The following is a 20,851-nucleotide window of genomic DNA, read 5'->3' on the forward strand; positions in this document are numbered from 1 at the left end:
TTGCCTTGCTATACTTTGCCCAACTATAGGACACGTGTGGGGCGGTGTCATGGAACCAATCAACATCATGGTGAAGCGTGAAGCTATCGTGAGATACGGGGCCGGTCGGGGGCACCGGCGCGGAGCCGGGCAGGGGCACAAGGCGGTAGCGCTTGTTATGACGGCGTGCGCAATTGTCTGTGCGATCGTTTTGGTGCTCCCAGCACTGGCTTTTGCGGACAGCTATCCTCACGTGCGCATTTCTGCCGATGTACAGGCCTCGGGCGATGTACGCGTGACCGAGACGCGAGTATTCGAGTTTAGCGACGACGGCAACGGCGTCTACTGGAATATTCCGGAATCGTATAACGAGCAGGGCGGTCTTTCGCGCATTACCGTGACGGATGTTCGCGTTGGCGCAGAGGGCGATACGCGGGGGACGTCCTTTAGCCAAGTCTCCTCCGCCTCGCTCGGCGATAGCGGTGTGTATACGGTCGAGCGCAGCGATGGCACGGTCCAGCTTATGGTCTACGAGCCCCATAGCGAAGATGGCGTGCAGCAGGTCACGGTGAGCTACACGCTCCAAGGGGCGGTGATGGCATGGGCCGATACCGCAGAGCTGTACTGGCAGTTTGTCGGCCCCGATTGGGAGGAGAGCTCGCAGGACGTGATGCTCGTCATCTCCTTCCCTAGCGGTTCACAGGATGCGGAACGGGCGGTACGTGGAGAAAACTTCCGTGCATGGGGGCATGGCCCGCTCGACGGCACCGTCGAACCCGATGCAACGGTGCCCGAGGTTCGCTATAGTGTTCCGGTCGTATCGAGTGGCACCTATGCCGAGGCGCGGGTCGCGTTCCCCCTCGCGTGGGTGCCCGAATTGGTGGCGAGTGGAACAGGGTCCAGCGAAGAGCGGCTTTCGACCATCGTCTCCGAGGAGGAGGCATGGGCACGGGAGGCCAATGAGCGTCGTGAGCGGCAACGATCCGAGCGCATGGTGCAAAGCATCGTGATGGTGGCCGTATCGGGCGCCTTCGCACTGGTGCTCGCGGTCGTCAAGGCGACCCATCGCTCGCCTGTGCCCCATTTCGGCGAGACGTACCTTGACGAGCTTCCGAGCCATGATCATCCTGCGGTCATCGCCGCGTTCGATCAGGGAGGGACCGTGAACGAACGGGCCTTCGCTTCGACGCTTATCAAGCTAACCGCTGAGGGTGCGGTGGGTATCGACGGCCCCGGTTCTCAACCGCCTGCTGCCGAAGGCGGTCCTATCGCGGAAGGCGAGCCCGAGTATGGCGATCGGCCCCCTTCGCGGGCATATGGTCTCAGGCTTCTCGATCCCGCTCGCCGTGAGGAGGCGAGTATCGATGGCGCGGCGCTGCGGCTCTTCTTCCGCTCCAACCGGCCCGCGGTGAGCTTCGATTCGATGTCCGACTACGCGGGCGATAATCCCGAGCGCTATCGAGAGCTCGTGGACGATTTCACTGGTGAGGTGGATGCCGCGCTCAGCGAGCGCGGGCTCATCGCATCGACCGGCAAGACCGGATCGGTGGTCTCGCTGGTTGCCGGCGGAGCGATTCTGGTGAGCGTTCTTGTTGTTGGCGTCGTTGGCGAGCTGTGGATTCCTATGGTCATCTCGGTGGTGCTCACCCTTATCGGCATGGTGCTGGGGTGCACGCTTAAACGGTTGACACCCGAGGGCGCTGAGCTCCGGGCCCGCTGCGACGCTTTCGTGCGGTGGCTCAAGGAGTATGAGGCACGCGATTGCGCCGTCCCTTCCGATCCAGCGCAGTGGGGCGACATCTTGGTCTATGCCGTCGCGCTTGGGCTCGACTCCGAGCTCGTGAGGGACCTTGCTCGGCTCATCCCCTCCGAAGCGGTGGTTGCCGGCGGATATTACCCCATGTATTGGTGGTACATCCCGCACGGGCGGCATCATACGAGCCCTCTTGACCGTGCAGATACGAATAGCGCCATTACCCCGGCGGCGCTTGCAAGCAGCGCGAATAGTTCTGGATCGGGATTTGGCGGAGGTTTTTCGGGCGGCGGCGGAGGCGGCGTTGGCGGCGGCGGAGGCGGCTCGTTCTAACGGCGTCACGCGGCTGGCGGTGCTCTGCGGGGTGCCTGCGCTCGGTGGAGAACGGTGCTTTGCTGGGGCGGCACTTTGCGAGAGCGCTGCCTTGCGGGGGCAGCGGCGTTTCGCGAAGTGTTAGCGCCTTGCGAGGCGGCAACATCTCGTGAGGTCTTGGTGCCCCGTAGCGCGCTTACCCGTTTCGCCCTCTATCCGCTGCGCCTGGTTAACGGGCGAGGTCTGCGGTATAGAGGTACATCTCGCTGGGGAGCAGTGCCCGTTCGCTTTGTTCAGGCCGATGCACAGCGGCTCGCTTGAGGCCGTGGCGCTCATAGAATTGCCAGGAGCAATCGGTATCGGTGAAGAGATACGCCTGTTCGGCGCGAGCATCTTGGCAGAAGGAGCATGCCGCATCGAGCAGCGTGCTGCCTATCCCTAAGCTGCGGGCCCGGTGGCTCACGGCGAGGAGCGTGACCTGCCCCGCTTGCTCAACGGAGCAGGCGGCGGCCAGCTTTTCGTTCGCACGTTGCTCGGCATTGATCGCGGCATCGAATTCACGGACGGCCGCAGGATCGATTCGTGCCATGTCGTGACGCAGGTCGTTTCCAAGCCGTTCCCATGCGCCGGCGTCGATGGCGCTATTGCGGGCCTGGCTACCATGGGGAGCCCGAGCGAGCACGATGCCCATGGCTTCGCCGTTTGCCACCGCTACCAGTGAAAACGTTGAAATGGAGAGACAGCGGGCTAAATCGTAGCGCGCTTCGAGGGTGTTATAGAGCTCGTTGCGGGAACGGTCGTGCCAGATGCGGCGGAGCATCTCGGCGATGTCTTCAAAATCCTCATTCATGAATGACCGGTATTGAACGTGTGGGACCACGGGTGGCTCCTTCTCTACCTGCCCTGACCTGCGGTTGCGAAGTGGATACTGGGTCAAGACACAGCATATTGATACATACCCTGCTGTCAGAGGTAGTTTCGCTGCCCGGTTATCCGGCATTTTCTTCAGAACAACGCCATATGAGTACGCTAACGTCCGCTCGTTGCGCTACATTATTGGGATATCTACTGTTGCATGGTTGCCTGGGCAATCGGCGCTGCGGCAAGGAGGGCTAATGGGTTCAGAAGGCAGGATCGAGCGTGCGCTCATCTCGGTGACCGATAAAACGGGCATCGTCGAGTTCGCGCATGCGCTCGTCGAGAACTTCGGCGTCGAGGTTATCTCGACGGGAGGCACGGCAAAGGTTCTCGAGGAGGCGAGCATCCCCGTTACGCCAATCGAGGAGTTCACCGGGTTCCCCGAGATGATGGACGGGCGCGTCAAGACGCTGCACCCCAAGGTTCACGGCGGTCTGCTCGCGCGTCGCGATTCCAAGAAGCATATGGCCGAGGCGGAAGAGCACGGCATCAAGATGATCGACCTCGTCTGCGTGAACCTGTACGAGTTCGAGAAGACCGTCGCCCAGCCCGATGTGACCTTCGAAGATGCCATCGAGCATATCGATATCGGCGGCCCCAGCATGCTTCGCTCGGCCGCGAAGAACAACGATTCCGTGACCGTGGTGTGCGATCCGGCGGATTATGATGCCATCCTCGAGGAGATGCACGTCCATGGTGGAGCGACCACCAAGAACACGCGCCGTCGCCTTGCAGCGAAGGTTTACACGCGTACGGCTGCGTACGACACTGCCATCTCCATGTGGCTCAACACCTATCTTGAGCTGCAGGATGAGGCCATCGACCCGGATGATCCGTTCGATATCCCGAGCGTGTTCGGTATGCAGCTCACCAAGGTGCAAGATCTGCGCTATGGCGAGAACCCGCATCAGACGGCAGCGGTCTTCCGCTTCGGGAGCGACTTCGAGCAGCTCGGCAGCTCGCCCAATCCGCTGGTGGGCGCTGAGCAGATCCAAGGCAAGGAGCTCTCGTACAACAACTTCCTCGATGCCGATGCGGCGTGGAACGCGGTGCGCGAGTTCGACGAGCCCGCTGTGGTGATCTTGAAGCATCAGAATCCCTGCGGCTCCGCTGTTGCCGGTGACGTGACGACCGCATACGATCGCGCGTTTGCGTGCGATCCCAAGAGCGCCTTCGGTGGCATTATCGCTGTGAACCGCGAGGTGCCGCTTTCGCTCGTCGAGCATTTCGCCGACGTGAACAAGCAGTTCGTCGAGGTGCTCATCGCGCCGAGCTATACCCCCGAGGCGCTTGAGCGCCTGAGCCGTCGCCAGAACCTGCGCGTGCTCGCCACCGGCGGCGCCGAGGGCCACGCCAAGCTCGAGCTGCGCTCCGTCGACGGCGGTATGCTGGTGCAGTGCGTGGACACGGTCGATGAGGATCCGTCCGAGTTCACCTGCCCCACCTCGCGTAAGCCGACCGACCAGGAGATGCGCGACCTGCTCTTTGCCTGGAACGTGGTGAAGACCGTGAAGTCCAACGCTATCCTTGTGGCAAAGGACCAGGCGGGCATCGGCATGGGGCCGGGCCAGCCCAACCGCGTGGATTCGGCGCTCCTCGCCTGCGAGCGCGCCGAGGACGCCTGCGAGCGCATGGGCGTCGAGCCTACGGGTTTCGTCGCCGCGAGCGACGCCTTCTTCCCGTTCCGCGACAACGTTGACGTGCTGGCGGAGCATGGCGTTACCGCGATCATCCAGCCGGGCGGTTCGGTGCGCGACGACGAGTCCATTAAGGCCTGCGACGATCACGACATCGCGATGATCTTCACCGGCACTCGCCACTTCCGCCACTAATATGCCAAATGGGGCAGCCCCCAATTTAGCATCTGAACCTCGGGGCTACTCATTGAGGTGATTTGGGCAAGGGCGCCAGGTTTCTTCATTCCCGCTGGCTTTGGGATAAAGATGCTGGGCCCTTGCCCTTTCCTTTGTGCCATTCGGCGATATATGAGACAGTTGTGCCAGGTTTCTTTGTCTCATTGTGTATGACGAAACGATGCGAGGATGTATGAGCGATACCGCAACGCAGGAGTTCCACCTTGCAGAGCCAGCGCTTGTGTGCCGTTGGCGATTGGCGGGGCGGCACGTGCCCCTGCTCAACCGGCATATGCGCGCGCTTTCTCAACGACGCGTGGCGGGAAAGCCGCTCACGACAAACATGCTCGGATGGGTCAAGCAGCATATTGAGTGGTCGCTCGCCGAAGACGTGACGGTTGCAGCCGACGGCGTGCTCATGCTTGTCGTAGACGTTGAGGGCCAGGCGGCCATGAGCTCGGGCGCGTATGAGCCACTGGCAGATACATCGGCTGTCGCTCTTGCGGCGCGCGCTAGGGAGGCTCGCGACGAGGCGGCCGAAACCGGCGTCGCTCCCGAGGTGCTCTGCGCGATGCGCGCCGGAACGCTCACCATAGGGGCTCCCGCCGGGGAGCATCTATGTGGGGCCATGACTTTCGTGCGCCAACTCGCCGAAACCAAGGGCCTGGCCGTTGCTTACGAGCCCGATCTTGACCGTGTGGCGTCCGGGTGCGCAGGTGCGCCTTTCCTTGTTTCCGATGAGCACGGTGTAGTGGGTTCGCTGCCCTCGGCTTCTCGCAGGGCATCCGATGCATGCAGTGCGCAGGAAGGGGTGTTGGCGGCCAAGGTTTCAAGCTGCCGGCAAGTGGACGCCGATGCTTCCGAAGACATGGATTCGCGCGGCGACGCTTCCAGCGATGCGGCCTCAATAGCGTTTTTCGGCGATGCTTTCGAGACCCTGCGCGACAGGGCTCGCTAAGGCCGCCACGTCCGTGAGCGCATTAAAGGCGGGCGGGCGCAATTCGGCCTTTCGAGGTGCGAGCCCGTGCCTGGGGTTCGCGCTTGGGGCATAATGGGACAAAGCCGCTCCCGCATCCTGCCGGGGCGAAGGCGCTTGCAGAAAGGTGTGCTCCCATGCCCCTCATCTATGTGGTCGAAGACGATGCGTCCATTCGCGGAGAGCTCGTGCAGGTTCTCGAGCGCAACGGCTACGAAGCGGCGTTTTGCGAGACCTTCGAAAACGTTGTCGAGGACATTCAAGCTGCCGGCCCCGATCTCGTGCTGCTCGATTTGACGTTGCCCGGCACCGACGGCCAGTTCATCTGCCGCGAGCTCCGCGCCGTCTCGGAGGTCCCCATCATCGTGCTCACCTCGCGCGTAACCGAGATCGACGAGGTCATGAGCATGACCATGGGCGCAGACGACTTCATCCCCAAGCCCTATAGCTCCCGCGTGCTCGTGGCGCGTATCCAGGCGCTGCTGCGGCGTACGACGGGTGCGGCCGATCGCAGCATCCTCGAGCACCATGGCGTTACGCTCGATCTCTCTCGTTCCACGGCAACGGCGGTGGGCGGTACGGTCGAACTCACCAAGAACGAGATGCGCATTCTCGCGCTGCTCATGCAGCGGGCGGGCACCATCGTCTCGCGCGAGGACATCATGCGCGACCTGTGGGATTCGGACGCGTTCATCGACGACAACACGCTTACGGTCAATATCAACCGCCTGCGGGCGACGCTCGCGAAAATCGGCGTCAAAGATTATCTGGCCACGCATCGCGGCCGCGGATACTCGGTGTAGGCGGATGCCATGAAGCTGCTCGGTTATCTCCGCTCCTGCCTGCCCACCATCGCGCTTGTCGTTGCGGCGGTCGCGCTCTCGGCGTTCATCCTTGCTGTTTCGGGCGCGGGGTTTGCGGTCATCGTGCTCGTTTCCATCATCTCGTGCCTGGGCTTGGCGCTCGCGCTCGCCGCAGATTGGGTGCGCAAGCGCCCGTTCTATGACGACCTTGTTTCGTGTGCCGACGACGCACAGCGGCCGCTATGGCTGTCCGAGGTGGTCGAGCGCCCCGATTACCTGGAGGGCGCCATCACGTACGATGCCCTGAGCGCCATCTCGAAGGCAGCAAACGACGGGGTGAACGCTTACCGCAGGCAGGCATCGGAGTATCGGGAATATATCGAAACCTGGGTCCATGAGGCGAAATCTCCCCTCGCGGCCGCGCACCTCATGCTCGACAATCTGCGAGCCGAGGCGGACCGCGTCGAATCGGTTGATAAGTTGCGCGCGCTCGACGACGAGCTGTGCCGCGTTGAGGGCTTTATCGAGCAGGCGCTTTTCTACGCTCGCTCCGAAACCGTTGACCGCGACTACTTGATTCGAAAGTATCGGCTGGGAGACTTGGTTGCCGCGTCGGTAAAGGCGAATGCGGCGACGCTCATCGGCGTGCATATGGCACCGGTGATGCACGATCTCGACTTCGAGGTGTTCACCGATGAAAAGTGGATTGAGTTTATCTTCGGGCAGGTGATTCAGAACGCGGCCAAATATGCTCGACGGGACAACCCGCGCCTTGAGTTTAGCGGCGTGCTGCGCGACCGAGGGAACGCGAACGAGCGCGTTGAGCTCACCGTGCGCGATAACGGTTGCGGGGTAAGCGCAGCGGACCTTCCCCGTGTCTTCGACAAGGGCTTTACCGGCGAGAATGGCCGCAGTGGCAAGCGCTCAACGGGAATCGGTCTTTACCTGGTAAAACGGTTGTGCGACAAGATGGGCGTTGGGATCTTGGCCGATTCGGTGGAGGGTGAGGGCTTCGCGATCACGTTCTCGTTTTCTACGAATAAGTTCCAATATGTCGATCGGGGGGGGGCAGTCCTCTAGCGCCCCCAACGTCTGAGATGCGTTCGTTCCAGTAATGGGAATATCTATTTGGTCTGGTGCCGGTAAGCGCATGATGCCCTCGTGCAATCCTGGGGTTTTGCTGCGTTGATGCCTAGGTGTTTGCCGATGCGCGAAAAAGAAGTTCCCAAAACTGGCATGAACATTTGTGCCCCGTTTCCTTTTGAGATAGTTCTGCTCCGGTGCCGATGGTGTTGCCGGGTAATGCGTGGACGCTGGGTGGTTGTCGGGCGACATTTCGCCAGTTTTGAGCCTCGGAGCGTACCGATCTTGCCCGACAATCCGTGGGGCGTCCGATTGTCGCCCGAGAATGCCCGGGGCGTCCGATTGTCGCCCGAGAATGCCCGGGGCGTCCGGATTCCGCCCGAGAACGCGGTGCCCATGCAAGCAAACGGCTGCGAGGGCGGCGGGGTGGCAACAGAGCGTTTGCCCCCTGTTCGCTTTACCAAGAAAGGCCCAGCAAAGCCGGGCCTTTCGGGGGTGTTTGAGTGCGAAGCAAGCGCCTCGCCGCCTATGAGGAGCAGCGCTACTTCACGACGAGGATGTCGCAGTCAGAGCTCCTGAGCAGGAACGTCGAGATCGACCCAAGGAGGGCGTACTTGATGGAGGAAAGCCCGCGGGCCCCGCACATGACGAGGTCGGGCTTTACCGCATCGAGCATTTCGTCCTTGAGCGTCTCGCGGATGCGGCCGGAGCGCACCATGATCTCGACGCTGGGGATATCCGGGTTGGCCTTGGCCTCCTCGACCGCAACGGCGATGGAGTCCCTGAAGGCAGACTCGAGCCCGTTGATCAGGTCGACGGGGTAAGCGCCGGCAGACTCGAGCGCTGTCGAGTCGATAACATGCCCGATGTAGAGCTTCGCTCCGTTATTCGCGGCTACCTTGATGGCGCGCGCGAGCACAAAATCCTGCTGGTCGGTACCGTCGAGTGCGACGAAAACCTTGCCATAGCCTTCTTCTACCATCGTGTGCCTCCTTTTTGCCGAGCACGGCGCAGCGGCTCGGTCTGAGCGCGCTGCTTCGATTTCCGTTATACCCTGCCCCATGCGCACGGCTCCTTATTATTCTGTGAACGTCGGCGCTTTTTTCGCCTGCGTCGCGCGAGCGGCCCGATAATGGCATGAAGTCATATGCACTTTTACGGCGCGCCTACCTTGACGCGCTCGCGAACGGTAAGGGGATACGTTGGATATCATCGAGCTGCTCAAATCGGCGTTTCTCGGTCTGGTCGAGGGCATCACCGAGTGGTTGCCCATCTCTTCGACGGGTCACATGATTCTCGTTGATGAATTCATCAGCCTGAACGTGACGAAAGAGTTCTGGAGCATGTTCCAGGTCGTTATCCAGCTGGGCGCCATCCTGGCGGTGTGCGTGTATTTCTTCCACCAGCTCAATCCGTTTAGCCCGAGCAAAGGCCCGGAGGGTCGTCGTGCCACCTGGACGCTGTGGGGGAAGATCATCGTTGCGTGCATTCCTGCCGCGGTGATCGGCATCCTGTTCGACGACTTCATGGAGGAGCATTTCTACAACGCCCCGGTGGTGGCCGCGGCTCTCATCGTCTACGGCGTTGCGTTCATCGTAATCGAGCGGTGGCGCGCTCATAAGCTCGAGGTTCGCGTGGCGGCTGAGGGCGTGCGCCCGGGTAGCCGCCCGGCAGGGGCTCACTTCGCTCGTCCGGCCGAAGATGCTGAGCCCACGGAAGGCGGCGACTTCGGCTCCATCACGAGGCTCGAGGATCTGCCGTGGTCTACCGCATTGGGCATCGGCGTGTTCCAGGTGCTTTCGCTCATTCCGGGAACCTCGCGCTCCGGATCGACCATTATTGGCGGCTTGCTGCTGGGCACGACGCGCTCTGTTGCCGCGGAGTTCACGTTCTTCCTGGCCATTCCTGTCATGTTCGGCGCAAGTGCTCTGCGCCTTGGCAAGTACGTGTTTCTCGATGGGGGCACGTTCGGGGTGAACGAGATCTCCATCATGGTCGTTGGCTGCGTCGTGGCGTTCTTGGTTTCGCTCGTTGCCATCAAGTGGCTCATGGGATTCGTGCGGCGCCATACCTTTACCGCCTTCGGCATCTACCGCATCGTGCTGGGCGCGCTCGTGCTTGCGTACTTCTTCGTTATTGGCCCGATGTTCGGTCTCGTGTAACGTGTGATAAAAACTACCCGTCTGTTTTGTCATTTGTCATGTCGTTTCGATGGCGGCCGGGCCGGGACGTGCTGAGAGCGTCCCGGCCCGGCCGCGTGCTATGAAAATGATAAAAGCTACCTGGTCTGTTTTATCATTGCTTTCACTATTTGCTAGCTCACGAGGTTGAGGAAGCTCTCTCCTTCGCCGTTGCCCGCGACACCGAAGTTATCGAGAACTGTAGCCCCCAGATCCGAACACGTGGAGCGGAGCCCCAGATCGGTGCCATGTGCCGCCATGGAGGGCGACCATGCGAGCAGCGGCACGAGCTCACGGGTGTGGTCGGTGCCGGTGTATGTGGGGTCGTTGCCGTGATCCGCGGTAACCATGAGCAGGTCGTCCGGGCGCATGGCGTCCATCACGCGCACAAGCCGTTCGTCGAACGCCTCGAGCGCTTCCCCGTCGCCTCGGGCGTTGCGACGATGGCCATAGACGGCGTCGAAGTCCACGAGGTTGGTGAAGCACAGCCCTCGCCAGTCCTGGCTCATGACCTCGTCCACATGGTCCATGCCGTCCATGTTGCTTTCGTTGTGGTAGGTTCGGTCGAACCCCTGGCCGCAGAACAGATCCCATGTCTTGCCAACCGAGATGACGTCGTAACCGGCATCTTGAAGCATGGTAAGCGCCGTGGGGCCCGTGGGCATAAGCCCGTAATCGTGACGGTTCGCCGTGCGCTGGAAATCTTCCTTGCAGGTTCCCACGTATGGCCGAGCGATTACACGCCCCATGGTGATCTTGGGTCCGTTGATGAGCGTGCGGGCGTACTCGCAGATGCGGTATAGCTCGTCGAGCGGGATAACGTCCTCATGTGCCGCAATCTGCAGCACGGAATCGCCCGAGGTGTAGACGATGAGGTCGCCCGTGCGCAGCTGCTCCTCGCCGTAATCGTAGATGACCTGCGTGCCTGAGTACGGTTTATTGCAGAGAATACCGCGGCCGGAGAAAGTGCGGAGTTTGTCGAGGAGCTCTTCGGGGAATCCTTCGGGGAAGTAATCCACATGGAAGCGAGTGGGCAGGCACATCATCTCCCAGTGGCCGTCGAGCGAATCGTTGCCCAGACTTATGACCTGCATGCGGCCGTGCGCGCCACGCGGAGCCTGGGGTGCGGTCACGCCGGCAAGGCCGCCGGGGTGCGTATATGCCACGCCGAGCTGCGCCATGGTGGGGATGTTGAGCGGGCGGCCCAGCTCTCGCTCGAAGTATTCGGCCATATGTCCGAGGGTGTCGGCGCCAGCGCTCTTATAGCGGTCAGCGTCGGGGGCGAACCCAACGCCGATAGAATCGATGACGATGACGAGGATGCGCTGGTATCTCATTCGTTGACCTCCTCGAGGATGGAGACGGCGGCCGAGACGCCCAAACGGGTTGCGCCGGCCTCGATCATGGCTATTGCCGCCTCGAGCGTGCGGATGCCGCCGGAGGCCTTGACGCCCAGCTCTGGGCCAACGGTTTCTCGCATGAGGGTGATGTCGGCTGTGGTGGCCCCGCCCGTGGAGAAGCCAGTCGAGGTTTTCACGAAGTCGGCGCCGCTGGCAACGGAGAGTTCGCAGGCGCGGTGCTTCTCCTCGTCGGAGAGCAGGCAGGTCTCGATGATCACCTTGAGAAGCGCGCCCGCTTCATGCGCGGCGTTGGCGACTGCCGAGATGTCGGAGCGAACGGCATCGTCGTTGCCGGGCTTGAGCTCGCCGATGTTGATGACCATGTCGATTTCCTGCGCGCCGTGGGCGGTGGCGTCGCGCGTCTCGGCAACCTTGGACGCCGTGGAGGTCGCTCCGAGCGGGAAACCGATGACCGTGCAGGTCTTAACGCCGCTGTCTGCGAGCCCTGCTGCCACCCGAGTGACCCAGTATGGGTTCACGCACACCGAGGCGGTGCCGTACTGCCGCGCCTCGGAGACAATGCGGTCGATATCGGCTGCCGTTGCCTCCGGTTTGAGCAGCGTGTGGTCCATGTACTTGGCGAGCGAAGCGCGGGTGAGGTGCATTGCGGTCCTTTCATTCGGGTGAGGCTATGGTAGCGCGGGCGGGGCAACGGCGTCAGGTCTGGTTGTCTTACCGCAACCGCCTGCTCGGCGGCGGTGAGACAAAATAACCCGGCACAGGTGTCTCACCCAGCGCGTTACGCGAAGCGCTCGACGCCTCGTGCGGTCACGCGGGCGAAGAGGAGCGGTTCGGGTTCGGGCTCGTTCTCCTGGAACGTGAGGGCAGCCTGGAACGTGGGGAGCGCGCGAGACAGGCGCTCCGCATCTGCGGTGTGCAGGACAGCGACCGCCTCGCCCGCTCGCACCGCATCTCCTCGGTTTTTGAGGAGCGTGATACCGGCAAGGTGGTCGATGGGATCGTCCTTTTTCTCGCGTCCGGCGCCAAGCTCGACGCTCGCCGTACCCACGGCGGTCGTGTCGATTGCGCCGAGATAACCGTCGCAGGGCGCTTCGACCTCATGGGCGATTGCATCCCGCCCGAAGCGGCTCGTATCCTCGAGATAGCCGACGTCGCCTCCTTGGGCGGCGATTATCTCGCAGAGCTTGCGGAAGGCGGAGCCGTTGGCTATGGCCTGCTCAGCCAGGGTGCGGCCTTCGTCGATCGTGGACGCGCGCTCACCGAGGACGAGCATCTCGGCAGCCAGGGCGCAGCATTCGTGGGCGAGGTCTTCGGGGCCGTGGCCGCGCAGGGTCTCGACGACCTCGATGACCTCAAGCGCGTTGCCGATGGCGCGCCCGAGCGGGCGGTTCATGTTGGTGATGAGCGCCACCGTTTCGCGCCCGGCTTCCTCGCCGATTGAGACCATGGCGCGGGCGAGGTCGATGGCGGCATCGAGGTCTTTCATGAACGCGCCCGATCCGGTTTTGACGTCGAGCAGGATGCGGTCGGAGCCGGCAGCGAGCTTCTTGCTCATGATGCTCGATGCGATGAGCGGGATGGAATCGACCGTGGCCGTGACGTCGCGTAGGGCGTAGATGAGCTTGTCGGCCGGAACGAGGTTTCCCGTCTGCCCGATGATGGCCGCGCCATGCTCGCGTACGATGTGGAAGAAGCGCTCGCGGTCGATGCTGGTGGTGAGGCCGGGGATGCTTTCGAGTTTGTCGAGGGTGCCTCCCGTGTGGCCGAGCCCGCGCCCGCTCATCTTGGCGACGGGTACGCCGAGCGCGGCGACGATGGGCACGACGGCGAGCGAGGTCTTATCGCCCACGCCACCGGTTGAATGCTTGTCGACCTTGATGCCCTCGAGCCCGCTCAGGTCCACCACATCGCCCGAATGCTCCATGGCGAGGGTGAGCGCGGCTGTCTCGCGCGCGTCCATGCCGCACAGGAAGATGGCCATGAGGAGTGCCGACGCCTGATAGTCGGGAATCTCGCCTGCTACATAGCCCTGGACGAAGTAGCTGATTTCCTCGGGGGAGAGCGCGCGGCCGTCGCGCTTGTGCTCGATGATGTCGTACATGCGCATGGGAGGCTCCTTCTCCGCGCGGCGGGTTTTGGACGTTTCGGTCAGCAGTCGGGCAGGTTGCCGGAGAGGTTTTCCGGGCCGAAGCCCAGGGGCAGCAGCTCGTCCAGCGTGTAGGACTTCGGTTGGCCGGGGTTGCCAGCGAGGATGATGCGGAAAGCGTTCGGCTGGCAGAACTCCATCATCACCTGGCGGCACACGCCGCATGGCGCGCAGGGTGCGGTGGGAGGCTTGCCCGCGGGGCCTCCCACGATGGCGATCGCTGTAAAGTCGCGGTGGCCGTCGAACACCGCCCGGAGGAACGCCGTGCGCTCCGCGCAGGTTCCCGGAGCATGGGCGGCGTTCTCGACATTGCACCCGCCGTAGACGGAGCCATCGCTGCAGAGCAGTGCGGCCCCGACCGTAAACTGCGAATACGGCGCATATGCTCGCTCCCGGGCTTCGAGCGCTGCTGCAACTAGTTCGGAATCGGTCATGCTGATCCCCTTCATGCGAAGCCGCGCTCGGGCTTTCAGGGGCGCCGCGCGGCGGGTAGGGCGAAGCGCTACGCCTCGGGAGTGGTGAGGGCCAGGGCGACTTCCATCATCTGGTTGAAGCTCGTCTGGCGCTCATCTGCCGGAAGCCCCTCGCCGGTGAGCGGCTTGTCGGAGATCGTGAGCAGGCACAGCGCCTTCTTGCCCGCGCGTGCGGCATTCATGTAGAGCGCGGCTGCCTCCATCTCAACGGCGAGCACGCCCATCTTCTTCCACGCGAGCGCGGCGTCGGTGGTCTCTTCGTAGAAGGTGTCGCTCGAGAGCACGTTGCCCACGCGAATGTTCACGCCCTGCGCACGAGCGGCGGCAACCGCGCGCTCCAGCAGGTCAAAGCTCGCGATGGGCGCGAAGTCGCCGGGGAGGTTGAACTGGTGTGCGTATCGCGAGTTGGTGCATGCGCCCTGGGCGGCCACCACGTCGCGCAGCTGCAGGTCGTCGGCGTAGCCGCCGGCGGAGCCCACACGGATAATGGTGTCGACATCGTAGAAGTTGAAGAGCTCGTACGAGTAGATGCCGATGCTCGGCATGCCCATGCCGTGGCCCATTACCGTAACGGGATTGCCCTGATAGGTGCCCGTAAAGGCGAGCATGTTGCGAACCTCGTTCACGCAGCGGACATCGTCGAGGTAGGTATCGGCGATGTACTTTGCGCGCAGCGGGTCGCCGGGCATGAGTACGGTCTTGGCGATATCGCCCGCGACGGCGCTGTTATGCGGGGTTGGGGTGAGTGGCATAGCGGCCCTCCTCGTACGTGAATGGCAGTATCTATGTAACGATAGTGTATCTTCGCAGGGAGTATTCCGAAGTTAGGAAATTATTCGGAACGTGGAAGCATGCGCGCACGTGCGGCAGGCGTGCGTCTCTTGACGCGCTCATCGCGGCGGTCTCCTGAGTATCTATAGCACTGTGTCGATAGCGCTGCATTCGCTGGGCGACATCCGGACGCCGCTGGAGGTTTGGGCGACATCCGGACGCCGCGGGATTCTCGGGCGGTTTTCGGACATCACGAGCGTTCTCGGGCAAGATTCGGACGCTCGGAGGCGTCTGAGCGTCCAAAAGTCGCCCGACAACGCATGATGTGTCCGGATGTCGCCCGGCAATCTTTCAGCGTCCGGATGTCGCCCGACAACGCGCCGCGTGCTCGAATCGCGCCCGAAAGCAACAAGCGCTGGGCAGGGCAGCCGCTTGGTTACGCTGTCGTTCCGTTTGCGGCTCGCGCCCATCTTGCCGGCAGATAGGGCTATCCTTATTGCCTGAGACGCTATCGCAGATAATCGACTTGGGCTTTGAGAAGGCTGTGCGAGCGCATGGAAGGTGCCGCCCCGCTGTTCGAGCGGGATCGGCACCAGCATCCGAGCGCGCCGATGCCAGCGAGTGCGGGCAGCCGTGATGAAGGAGGAGGCTATGGGCAAGGGTGCGATCATCAAAGCGGCGGCGGGGCTTGCCGCTATCGCTACGGGGTCGGTTGCAGGCGTATGCGTGGCACGCGCTTTGAGCATGAAGCCTGCGCGGCCGCAAGGAAGCCCCCTCGATGCGGGCGGTTACCGCGCGGGAGACGATGCGGTCGAGCGCTTCCGCGAGCTGTTGCGCATCCCCACTGTTTCGCGCGACGATCCGGAGCTGGTCGACCGCGAGCCGTTCGAGCGCTGGATCCCTACGCTACAGCGCTTGTATCCGCAGACGTTTTCCGCCTGCGAGCTCACCCGCATCGATGAGTTTGGCATCCTCCTACGCTGGCCGGGCGAGGACGCATCGCTCGATCCTATCGTGCTCATGGCGCATCACGACGTGGTGCCGGTCGAGGGGCAAATGTGGGAGCACGATCCTTTTGGAGCCGAGGTCATCGACGGCGAGATCTGGGCGCGCGGTTCCCTGGATACCAAGTGCATCGTGGGCGGCTTTTTCGAGGCGGCGGAGCATCTGATTGGGCGCGGCTACGTGCCTCCGCGCGACGTGTGGTATTTCTCGTCGAATGCCGAGGAGACGAGCGGGCCGGCCGCGCGCGATGCGGTCGCATGGCTGCGCGATCACGATATCCATCCGTACCTGGTGCTCGACGAGGGCGGAGCGGTCGCCACCGATACGCCGCTTGGCGTGAAGGTGCCGGTCGCCATGGTGGGCGTGTCTGAGAAGGGGCACGTGGACCTTACGGTGACGGCCACGGCGGATGGCGGGCACGCCTCGACGCCGCAGGCAAACGATGCTCCGCGGCTGCTTGCGCGTGCATGCGAGCGTATCGGCGCGAACCCGGGCATGCCGTGCTTCACGGAGGCGCTCGATGCCATGCTCGCGGAGCTCGCGAGCCACAGCAGCCTTCTCTACAAGGTCGTGTTCTCGAACCTCTGGCTCACGCGCCCACTGGTGGCAAAGATCATGGTGGGAAACACCGAGACCGCTGCCATGCTTCGCTCAACCTATGCGCTCACGCAGCTTGAGGGCTCGCCGGCGCACAACGTGCTGCCGCCCGTGGCGCGCGCCAACTTCAACGTGCGCATCGCCCCCTTCGAAACCGTTGCCGATGCCACGGAGCGCGCCCGCACCCAGGCGCTTGCCGAGGCGGCCGCGTCGGGCGTGGGGGCGTCGCAGGTGACCGTTGAGGTCAACGATTCGGTTCCCTATACCGAGCCCGCGCCGGTGAGCCCCTTTGGCGACGATCCGGCCTTCGATTATCTGCATCGCTGCGTAAAGGGCGTGTACCCGACGGCCGGGTTCGCGCCGTACGTACAGAGCTCCTGCAGCGATTCGCGTGAGTTCAATGCGATTTGCGACCGCGTATACCGCTTCTGTGGCTTCGTGTATTCCGGGGAAGCGCGGTCACTCATCCATGCGGCGAACGAGCGCATTGGCGTAGACGTGTACAAGAAGGGCATCGAATTCTACGTCTCGTTCCTCGCGCATCTCGACCAACTCGAAAGCTGACGCCAGAATGAAGCGCAGACACCGGGTGTTGGCGCTTCATTTGGTTCGTGGACACCGGGTGTCTGTGATTCATCCGGTACGTATCACCAAGGAGAGGGGATAGCCATGGCATCACAGGATAAGACGGCGGTGAAGCGCGCCTCAAAGCTCGATTACGCGAGCGTTGCCTTCGCCGCGCTGCCCTTTATGGGCATGATTAGCTTCTGGCAGGTGTTCGACGGCATCGTGCCGCTCATGCTCACGAATACGTTTAACTTGGACAACGCCGCAACGGGCGTGGTCATGGCGCTCGACAACATCTTCGGTCTCTTCCTGCTGCCGCTCTTCGGCATCCTTTCGGACCGTTGCGCGAGCAAGCTCGGCCGGCGCACGCCGTTCATCATGGCGGGCTCGGTAGTCGCGGCCATCGCGGTGCCGCTCATCGCCGTGGCGAACAACATGCGCAGCTTCCCGCTGCTCATTGCCATGATTCTGCTTACGCTGCTTGCCATCTGCTCGTATCGCACCATGACGGTGGCGGTGGTTGCCGATATCACGCCGCGTCCGCTCCGTACCAAGGCGGATTCCATCGAGAAGATCGTCGGCTACGCGGGCACGGGCGTCATGCTCGTGGCAATCACGCTGCTCGTGCCCGATGTCGAGCATCCGGACTATCTGCCGCTCTTCGGCTTGCAGGCAGCGTTCATCTTGGGCTCGGCGCTCCTGTACTTCTGGCGCATCCGCGAGCCCCAGCTTGTTGAGCGCATGCACGAGAAGAGCCTCGAGATGGGCATCGAGGAGGCCCAGATCGACACCGACGACTCGCCCGAGGCGGGCGGCAAGCAGCGCGTCGCCGACCCGTCGGTGCGCATGTCCATCATCATGATTCTCGCCGCGACGTTCTTCTATTACATGAGCTACAACGCCATGACCACGAACATCTCGCGCTACGCGGACGCGTTCTTCGGCATGGCGGGCGGCAGCTACGCCATCATCAACATCGTGACCATCGCGGGCGGGCTGCTCGCGTACGTGCCCATCGCGAACCTCTCGCTCAAGTACGGACGCAAGGTCATGGCCGTCATCACCTCTGCCGTGGTGGTCATCGGCTCGGCGATCATCTGGCTTGCTCCGGGGTTCTCGCCGGCATTCTACGTGGTGTTCCTGTTCATGGGTGCTGCCCTTGGCGGCGTGGATCTGTGCGTGTATCCCATGCTGCTTGAGCTCTGCGACGCCAACAGCGTGGGGCGGTACTCTGGCTACTACTACACGGTGTCGATGGCAGCGCAGGTGGTGACGCCAATCCTTTCGGGCGTGGTCATGGACGCTGCCCCCACCATGCTCTTCGCCTACATCACGCTCATGGCGGTGTTAATGCTGGTTACGGTGGTCGCGTCGAAGCATGGCGATACGATTCTGATCGACGAGGTCGCTCGCCGCGAGGAGGCGTACGAAGAACAGCGCTAAGAGCGCCTGCAAATGAGAGATTCGCCACGCGTTGGCAATGGACATTCAACTTTTGGGCACTTCAAGCGCATCACCCGAAGTAGACCCCAGTTCGCGCCATGCGTGAACTGGGGTTTTGTCAGCCTAGAACGTCCTTTACTGACGAGGTCGCGCTTAAAGTGCCCAAAAGGTGAAATTGGGTCGGCTTGGCCCGGCCAATCGAGCGGATCGCTTCCCCGTACGTGAGTTGGAGGCATATCTGCTTGGGTTTGGGGCGCAGGACAAATCGGCGTGATATCGAGTGGGCGTTTTGCGGTGGCGCGTCGTGTCCGGGCGGGCAGGTATACTATGTTGGCTTCAGAGCGGGCGCGACTTCGGTTGTCGCTTTGGCTGTAGCTGCCATTTCGGTATTTGCCATCGCTTCGGCCTCAGCCGCCGCCCGTGCATCATCGCCGACACGCCGGAGGAACGCATGCCCTACGCGGTAGACATCGACTCGCTCAACCCCGCCCAGAAGGAGGCGGTCCTTACTACCGAGGGGCCGCTGCTCGTACTCGCTGGTGCCGGCTCGGGCAAGACGCGCGTGCTCACATACCGTATCGCACACCTCGTGGCAGACCTTGGCATAGCTCCTTGGCGCATCCTCGCCATCACCTTCACCAACAAGGCAGCGGCCGAGATGCGCGAGCGCTTGGGGGCGCTCCTGCCCGACGGCACGCGCGGCATGTGGGTGTGCACCTTCCACGCCATGTGCGTGCGCATGCTCCGCGAGGACGCCGATCTGCTCGGCTATACGGGGCAATTCACCATCTACGATGACGACGACTCGCGTCGCATGGTGCGCGATATCATGCAGGCACTCGGCATCGAGCAGAAGCAGTATCCGCTCAATATGATCCGCTCGAAGATCAGCGCCGCGAAGAACGCCATGGTCGATCCCGATGAGTTCAGCCGGCGCGCATCGACCCCGCCCGAGCAGAAGGCCGCGCAGGTTTACCTCGAGCTTGAGCGGCGCCTGCGCGCGGCAAACGCCATGGATTTCGATGACCTCCTCGTGCGCGCGCTCGAGCTTTTGCGCACGCGCCCGGAGGTGCTCGAGAAGTACCAAGAGCGCTTCCGCTACATCAGCGTGGACGAATACCAGGACACGAACCACGTGCAGTACGAGATCGCGAATCTCTTGGCTGGCCGCTACCAGAATCTTATGGTCGTGGGCGACGACGACCAGTCCATCTACTCCTGGCGCGGCGCGGACATCTCAAACATCCTCGACTTCGAGCAAGATTTCCCTGCGGCGCACGTGGTCAAACTCGAGCAGAATTACCGCTCCACGGGGCACATTCTCTCCGCGGCCAACGCAGTGGTGCGCCACAACAGCCAGCGCAAGGAGAAGCGCCTGTTCACGGCGGCGGGAGATGGCGAGAAGATCCAGGCCTACCAGGCGAGCGACGAGCGCGACGAGGGCCGTTGGATCGCAAGCGAGATCGAGAAGCTCCGCGCGGCTGGCATGAGCTACGACGACATCGCCGTGTTCTACCGCACCAACGCGCAGTCGCGTATCCTCGAAGATATGTTCCTGCGCGCCGGCGTGCCGTACAAGATCGTGGGCGGCACGCGCTTCTTCGACCGAGCGGAAATCCGCGATGTCATGGCGTATCTCAAGATGATTGTGAACCCTGCCGACGAGATGAGCGTCAAGCGCGTGATTAACACGCCGCGCCGCGGCATAGGGTCGACCTCAATTGCCAAGATCGAGGAGCTCGCGCGGGAGAACCGATGCAGCTTCTTCCAGGCATGCGAGATCGCGACCGCCGAGACCGGGCGCTTTTCCGCGAAGGTGCGTGCGGCGCTCGGTGACTTCGTGGCGATTGTGCGCGAGGGGCGCCGCATGGACGGTGAGCTGCAGCGCGTGGTCGAGGCCATTGTGGAGCAGAGCGGCCTTATGCAGGCGCTTCGTGCAGAGGGGACGCCCGAGGCTGAAGGCCGTGTGGAGAACATCCAGGAATTCCTGGGCGTAGCGGCCGAGTTCGAGGAGAGTCACGACGATATCGAGGGTACGCTCGAGAGCCTTGAGGAGCTCCGTGCGGCTGGGCTGACCGTAGGGGCAGAGGAGGTTGCCGCTCCGCAGACGCCTGCGCCCGTTGCGGCCGCCGCGGCCCAGACGGCCGATGAGATCGACCGCACCTATGGAGCCCTTGCCTGCAAGGCGCTCCCGGCGCTGCTCGAGTGGCTTGCGCTCCGCAGCGACCTCGACGCGCTCGCGGGTGAAACGCGCGCCATCACCATGATGACCGTGCATTCGGCAAAGGGCTTGGAGTTTCCCGCGGTCTTCGTGGCCGGTTTGGAAGAGGGCATCTTCCCGCACGTGGCCGGTTTCACCGACGACCCCGCAAAGCTTGAGGAGGAGCGCCGCTTGGCCTACGTGGCCATCACGCGCGCTCGCAAGCGCTTGTTCCTCACGTACGCCGCCACGCGCCGCACCTACGGTTCCACGCAGGCCAATCCGCGCAGCCGCTTTGTGGGCGAGATTCCCGCGGCGGATATCGAGTTCTCCGGCGTGGGCTCATCCGGGTTCGAGGGCACCGGTTGGGAGAAGCGCGGCGACCGGCGTGGCACCTTCGGTTCCGGCATGGGGTCCGACATGTACGGCGG

The 20,851-nt window shown here is 62.9% G+C and carries 16 protein-coding genes; 9 read left to right on the top strand and 7 right to left on the bottom strand.

The genetic code is table 11. The features are described from left to right. Positions 1 to 49 precede the first annotated feature (49 nt). Positions 50 to 2,065, top strand: coding sequence for a DUF2207 domain-containing protein (locus AC1VS5_RS02245; protein WP_481217559.1), 2,016 nt, complete (start codon positions 50 to 52; stop codon positions 2,063 to 2,065). Between the two features lie 208 nt (positions 2,066 to 2,273). On the opposite strand, the gene AC1VS5_RS02250 is transcribed toward AC1VS5_RS02245, so the two are convergent. Next, a complete protein-coding gene (locus tag AC1VS5_RS02250; protein WP_481217560.1) occupies positions 2,274 to 2,924 on the bottom strand; it encodes a GNAT family N-acetyltransferase in 651 nt (216 codons plus the stop codon). 235 nt (positions 2,925 to 3,159) lie between these two features. Here AC1VS5_RS02250 and purH point away from each other — a divergent pair, with 235 nt between their 5' ends. From purH to AC1VS5_RS02270, 4 genes are all read left to right on the top strand, one after another. Next, positions 3,160 to 4,794 (top strand): bifunctional phosphoribosylaminoimidazolecarboxamide formyltransferase/IMP cyclohydrolase, encoded by a 1,635-nt coding sequence (gene purH / locus AC1VS5_RS02255; protein WP_481217561.1) that lies wholly within the window; start codon positions 3,160 to 3,162, stop codon positions 4,792 to 4,794. A 214-nt stretch (positions 4,795 to 5,008) separates the two neighbouring features. Further along, positions 5,009 to 5,773, top strand: a complete 765-nt coding sequence (locus AC1VS5_RS02260) for a hypothetical protein (protein WP_481217562.1) — start codon at positions 5,009 to 5,011, stop codon at positions 5,771 to 5,773. Positions 5,774 to 5,928: 155 nt separating this feature from the next. After that, on the top strand, positions 5,929 to 6,594 hold the full coding sequence (locus AC1VS5_RS02265) for a response regulator transcription factor (protein ID WP_276766667.1): 666 nt from the start codon (positions 5,929 to 5,931) through the stop codon (positions 6,592 to 6,594). Between the two features lie 9 nt (positions 6,595 to 6,603). Further along, complete coding sequence (locus AC1VS5_RS02270) at positions 6,604 to 7,674, top strand: sensor histidine kinase (protein WP_419044230.1); 1,071 nt, start codon at positions 6,604 to 6,606, stop codon at positions 7,672 to 7,674. Between the two features lie 544 nt (positions 7,675 to 8,218). On the opposite strand, the gene AC1VS5_RS02275 is transcribed toward AC1VS5_RS02270, so the two are convergent. Continuing rightward, entirely contained in the window at positions 8,219 to 8,659 is a 441-nt protein-coding gene (locus AC1VS5_RS02275) for a universal stress protein (RefSeq protein ID WP_019128827.1), read from the bottom strand. 220 nt (positions 8,660 to 8,879) lie between these two features. On the opposite strand from AC1VS5_RS02275, the gene AC1VS5_RS02280 reads away from it, so the two are divergent. Then, positions 8,880 to 9,839, top strand: coding sequence for an undecaprenyl-diphosphate phosphatase (locus AC1VS5_RS02280; protein ID WP_329740265.1), 960 nt, complete (start codon positions 8,880 to 8,882; stop codon positions 9,837 to 9,839). A 152-nt stretch (positions 9,840 to 9,991) separates the two neighbouring features. Here the strand turns inward: AC1VS5_RS02280 and AC1VS5_RS02285 are convergent, their stop codons facing one another. The 5 genes from AC1VS5_RS02285 to deoD form a co-directional block, all read right to left on the bottom strand. Next, on the bottom strand, positions 9,992 to 11,194 hold the full coding sequence (locus AC1VS5_RS02285; protein ID WP_419044231.1) for a phosphopentomutase: 1,203 nt from the start codon (positions 11,192 to 11,194) through the stop codon (positions 9,992 to 9,994). Further along, the gene (gene deoC, locus AC1VS5_RS02290) at positions 11,191 to 11,862 is read right to left on the bottom strand and encodes a deoxyribose-phosphate aldolase (protein WP_481217563.1); all 672 of its coding nucleotides are present in this window, start codon (positions 11,860 to 11,862) and stop codon (positions 11,191 to 11,193) included. Before deoC ends, AC1VS5_RS02285 begins: the two co-directional genes overlap by 4 nt. 134 nt (positions 11,863 to 11,996) lie before the next feature. Next, on the bottom strand, positions 11,997 to 13,325 hold the full coding sequence (locus tag AC1VS5_RS02295) for a pyrimidine-nucleoside phosphorylase (RefSeq protein WP_481217564.1): 1,329 nt from the start codon (positions 13,323 to 13,325) through the stop codon (positions 11,997 to 11,999). A gap of 41 nt (positions 13,326 to 13,366) precedes the next feature. After that, positions 13,367 to 13,798: a cytidine deaminase gene (cdd, locus tag AC1VS5_RS02300; protein WP_481217565.1), complete on the bottom strand. Its 432-nt coding sequence runs from the start codon at positions 13,796 to 13,798 to the stop codon at positions 13,367 to 13,369. 68 nt (positions 13,799 to 13,866) lie between these two features. Further along, positions 13,867 to 14,589 carry a purine-nucleoside phosphorylase gene (deoD, locus tag AC1VS5_RS02305; protein WP_144688795.1) on the bottom strand — a complete coding sequence of 241 codons (723 nt, stop codon included), beginning with the start codon at positions 14,587 to 14,589 and terminating at the stop codon, positions 13,867 to 13,869. Between the two features lie 670 nt (positions 14,590 to 15,259). Here deoD and AC1VS5_RS02310 point away from each other — a divergent pair. The 3 genes from AC1VS5_RS02310 to AC1VS5_RS02320 form a co-directional block, all read left to right on the top strand. Then, positions 15,260 to 16,774 (top strand): M20/M25/M40 family metallo-hydrolase, encoded by a 1,515-nt coding sequence (locus tag AC1VS5_RS02310; RefSeq protein WP_481217566.1) that lies wholly within the window; start codon positions 15,260 to 15,262, stop codon positions 16,772 to 16,774. A gap of 105 nt (positions 16,775 to 16,879) precedes the next feature. Then, positions 16,880 to 18,220, top strand: a complete 1,341-nt coding sequence (locus AC1VS5_RS02315) for an MFS transporter (protein ID WP_481217567.1) — start codon at positions 16,880 to 16,882, stop codon at positions 18,218 to 18,220. Positions 18,221 to 18,671: 451 nt separating this feature from the next. After that, positions 18,672 to 20,851: ATP-dependent helicase (locus tag AC1VS5_RS02320; protein WP_481217568.1), on the top strand; the 2,180-nt coding region annotated here is incomplete at its 3' end.

The organism is Enorma sp. (genome assembly GCF_982429025.1).

Bases quoted from the DNA above. Each gene is read 5' to 3' on its own strand.
- AC1VS5_RS02245 (WP_481217559.1), top strand. From the start codon at position 50: ATGGAACCAATCAACATCATGGTGAAGCGTGAAGCTATCGTGAGATAC.
- purH (WP_481217561.1), top strand. From the start codon at position 3,160: ATGGGTTCAGAAGGCAGGATCGAGCGTGCGCTCATCTCGGTGACCGAT.
- AC1VS5_RS02260 (WP_481217562.1), top strand. From the start codon at position 5,009: ATGAGCGATACCGCAACGCAGGAGTTCCACCTTGCAGAGCCAGCGCTT.
- AC1VS5_RS02265 (WP_276766667.1), top strand. From the start codon at position 5,929: ATGCCCCTCATCTATGTGGTCGAAGACGATGCGTCCATTCGCGGAGAG.
- AC1VS5_RS02270 (WP_419044230.1), top strand. From the start codon at position 6,604: ATGAAGCTGCTCGGTTATCTCCGCTCCTGCCTGCCCACCATCGCGCTT.
- AC1VS5_RS02275 (WP_019128827.1), bottom strand. From the start codon at position 8,659: ATGGTAGAAGAAGGCTATGGCAAGGTTTTCGTCGCACTCGACGGTACC.
- AC1VS5_RS02285 (WP_419044231.1), bottom strand. From the start codon at position 11,194: ATGAGATACCAGCGCATCCTCGTCATCGTCATCGATTCTATCGGCGTT.
- deoC (WP_481217563.1), bottom strand. From the start codon at position 11,862: ATGCACCTCACCCGCGCTTCGCTCGCCAAGTACATGGACCACACGCTG.
- AC1VS5_RS02295 (WP_481217564.1), bottom strand. From the start codon at position 13,325: ATGCGCATGTACGACATCATCGAGCACAAGCGCGACGGCCGCGCGCTC.
- cdd (WP_481217565.1), bottom strand. From the start codon at position 13,798: ATGACCGATTCCGAACTAGTTGCAGCAGCGCTCGAAGCCCGGGAGCGA.
- deoD (WP_144688795.1), bottom strand. From the start codon at position 14,589: ATGCCACTCACCCCAACCCCGCATAACAGCGCCGTCGCGGGCGATATC.
- AC1VS5_RS02310 (WP_481217566.1), top strand. From the start codon at position 15,260: ATGGGCAAGGGTGCGATCATCAAAGCGGCGGCGGGGCTTGCCGCTATC.
- AC1VS5_RS02315 (WP_481217567.1), top strand. From the start codon at position 16,880: ATGGCATCACAGGATAAGACGGCGGTGAAGCGCGCCTCAAAGCTCGAT.